The 2,821-nt window shown below is 62.9% G+C and carries 3 protein-coding genes; 1 reads left to right on the forward strand and 2 read right to left on the reverse strand.

Features of this window, described 5'->3' with window-relative positions:
* The coding region (locus tag H5T60_13745; GenBank protein ID MBC7243495.1) for a PD40 domain-containing protein at positions 1 to 851 on the forward strand (851 nt) is incomplete at its 5' end.
* A gap of 76 nt (positions 852 to 927) precedes the next feature.
* Here the strand turns inward: H5T60_13745 and H5T60_13750 are convergent.
* A complete protein-coding gene (locus tag H5T60_13750) occupies positions 928 to 2,430 on the reverse strand; it encodes a hypothetical protein (protein ID MBC7243496.1) in 1,503 nt (500 codons plus the stop codon).
* A 153-nt stretch (positions 2,431 to 2,583) separates the two neighbouring features.
* Positions 2,584 to 2,821, reverse strand: a 238-nt coding sequence (locus tag H5T60_13755; protein MBC7243497.1) for a sugar transferase, incomplete at its 5' end; no start/stop codon positions are given.

Genomic DNA, 2,821 nt, shown 5'->3' on the forward strand with positions numbered 1-2,821 from the left:
GCCCGACCCCGACGCCGACGCCGGCGGTACCCGCCGGCCTGGTGGCCTTCCACAGCGACCGCACCGGCGATTTCGAGATATGGGTTATCCACGATGACGGCACGGACCCGAGGCAATTGACGTCTTCCCCTGAACGGGATATTGAGCCCTGCTGGTCTCCCGATGGCTCGAAGATCGTATTTGCGTCGGGCAGGGATGACCCAGATAACCTCGAGCTTTATGTGATGAACGCTGATGGCTCAGACCAACGCCGGCTGGTGGAGCTTCAGCCGGGCGATGATCTGGCGCCGGCGTGGTCGCCGGATGGGAGCAAAATTGCCTTCCACTCCAACCGCGATGGCAACCTGGAAATATATGTGGTCAATGCCGATGGCACGGGGCTGAAGAACCTGACCAATTACCCGGACGCCAATGACAGCCGGCCGACTTGGTCGCCGGACGGCAGGCATATCGCCTTTGTATCCGATCGGGACGGCAACAGCGAGATTTATGTGATGGACGCAGATGGAAGCAATCAGCGCCGGCTGACCTTTGACGTGGCGAATGACACGGTGCCGCGCTGGTCGCCCGATGGGCAAACCATTGCGTTTGAATCCACCCGGGGTGTGCGCTTGAGCATCTATCTCATGGATGCGGATGGCTCCCATGTGCGGCCGGCCCTGCGGGAGGCGCAGGAAGATGCGGCGCCTGCATGGGGTAACGGCGGCCGGCGGATCTATTTTTCCTCCTTGCGCACCGGCTCCTGGGAGATTTTCTACGTGGACCTGGTGACGGGGGAGGAGGTTCAGCTCACCAAGGCGGAAGGGTATAACCGTTATCCCGCCTGGGGGCCATTGCCCGCCTTGAAATAAGGCTGGGGGTGGGGAAAAGAACAGCGGGGGCCAGGATTTCCTGGCCCCCGCTGATTTGTCCTGCGTCAGCCAATGCTCACGGCACGTAGGCGTTGTAGGTGCCGGACCAGTTCGGCTTGCTGATGAGGTTGACCACGGCCACGATGGGCTGGTTGGACGTGATCTTCACACTGCCGGTGAAGTTGTCGCCCAGCGGGTTGAAGGCCGAGGCCGGCACAGCGTCCGAGTCACTGCCGAAGCGGGTGTTGTAGGCATCGCCCGAGTTGCCGGCGATGGTGGGGTTGAGCGTCAGCGCCACACTGCCATCGGGGTTGTAGTAAGTCAGGGTCAGGTTAGCGGTGCTGGCGCTCAAGTTCTGGACGGCGATCTTGGACCACTGCACCCAGGCGGTGCCGGACTTCTTGCGCGGCGCGTAGGGGACGAAGATTTCGGTGGCGCCGGCGGGCACCGCCACGTAGGTGGAGGCGGCGTTCTCATTCGGCCGGTTCCAGAAGGTGTGCACGACGGCGGCCAGGGGCTGGCCGTTGGTGCAGTTGATGACCACCGAGCCATTGAAGAGGTCTCCCAGAGCGCTGGCGAAGGCCGAGGCCGGGTAGGCCGGGTTGGTTGGGCTGCCGAAGCGGGTGTTGTACTCGCCCATGGTCTTCGGCTGAATGGTGTCGTTGATGGTCATCTTGGGCGTGGTGCTGCCGGTCTCGAAGAACTGGATGGTGACGTCGGCCGGGCTGGTGCCCAGGTTCTGCACCATGATGTTGGAGGAGCGCACCCAGGAGCCGACAGCCGGGTCGCTGGTGCGGTTCACGCGGAAGACGGATGGTGCATAGAGGGTGGTGGCGCCAGCGCTGACGCCCTCATAGGCGCTGGCCCACTGCTGGTAGATGTACTGGGCCCAGTGGTTGGTCACCACGCCGGCGATGGGCTGGTCGGAGTGGACGTACACGGAACCCTGCCAGTTGCCGCCCAGGTCGGGGATCTTGGGTCCGGAGAGGCTCAGGTTGTAGCTCTTGGAGCGGCCGGCCTGGATGACGTCGGAGATAGGGCCGGTGACACTGCCGTCGGTCTGGTTGTAGTAGTACATCTGGATGTTGGCGTCGGCGGTGCCAGCGTTCTGCACGGTGATGATGGAGAAGCGGATGAGCTTGCCCGGGATGGTGCCGACCGGCTTCACCGTGGCGTAGGGGAAGTAGAGATCGGTGCCCGGGGCATAAGTGCCGGCGTAGGCATCGCCCGTGATGCGGTCATCCACTGTGCCGTAGGTGGACTGCCAGGTCAACATGGTCGTCGCGGCGACCTTCTTGTCCGCGGAGATCACCACGGAGCCGATCCAGCCGTCGCCCACCGGCAGGGTGGAGGATTGGAAGACGCGCGAGCCGTAGGCGTTCAGCGTGAAGGGCGAGCCGGAGACATCGTTCGCGCCGGTCTGGTCGTAGTAGTCGACCGTGACGGTGGCCGTGGAGTTTTCCACGTTCTGGATGACGAAATCGCTGTTGCCGGTGCCGGGGTTATCGGCGAAGGCCGGCACAGCCATCGTCACCAGCATGGCCACGGCCAGGATGAAGGCAAAGAGTCTTTTCCGCATGTTCACCTCCTGTGTGATATGTGAAAAGGATAAGGCCAGCGTACCGCGAACCGGTCACAGGGCCTACGCCGGCCCTGATACTGTTGTCATTGTAGCCGGCGGAACCCCCAAAATCAATACCACCATTGGGTTATTCTGGGGTAATGCGGGCAATCAGTACGCCCCACGGCCCCGAATGACCGCGCCGATGGTCTTGATAAGGATGTGCAGGTCGAGCCACAGGGAGTAATTCTTGATATAGTACAGGTCGTCCTCGGTATGGAGGTGCATGGGGCGATCCGCACGGCCACTGATCTGCCACCAGCCGGTGATGCCGGGCGGGACGGAGAGCCGGCGTCTCTGCCATGGCTCGTACTGCTCGACAATGCAGGGAAGCTCCGGCCGCGGCCCC

Source organism: Anaerolineae bacterium (genome assembly GCA_014360855.1).
In the GTDB taxonomy this organism is placed as follows: domain Bacteria; phylum Chloroflexota; class Anaerolineae; order JACIWP01; family JACIWP01; genus JACIWP01.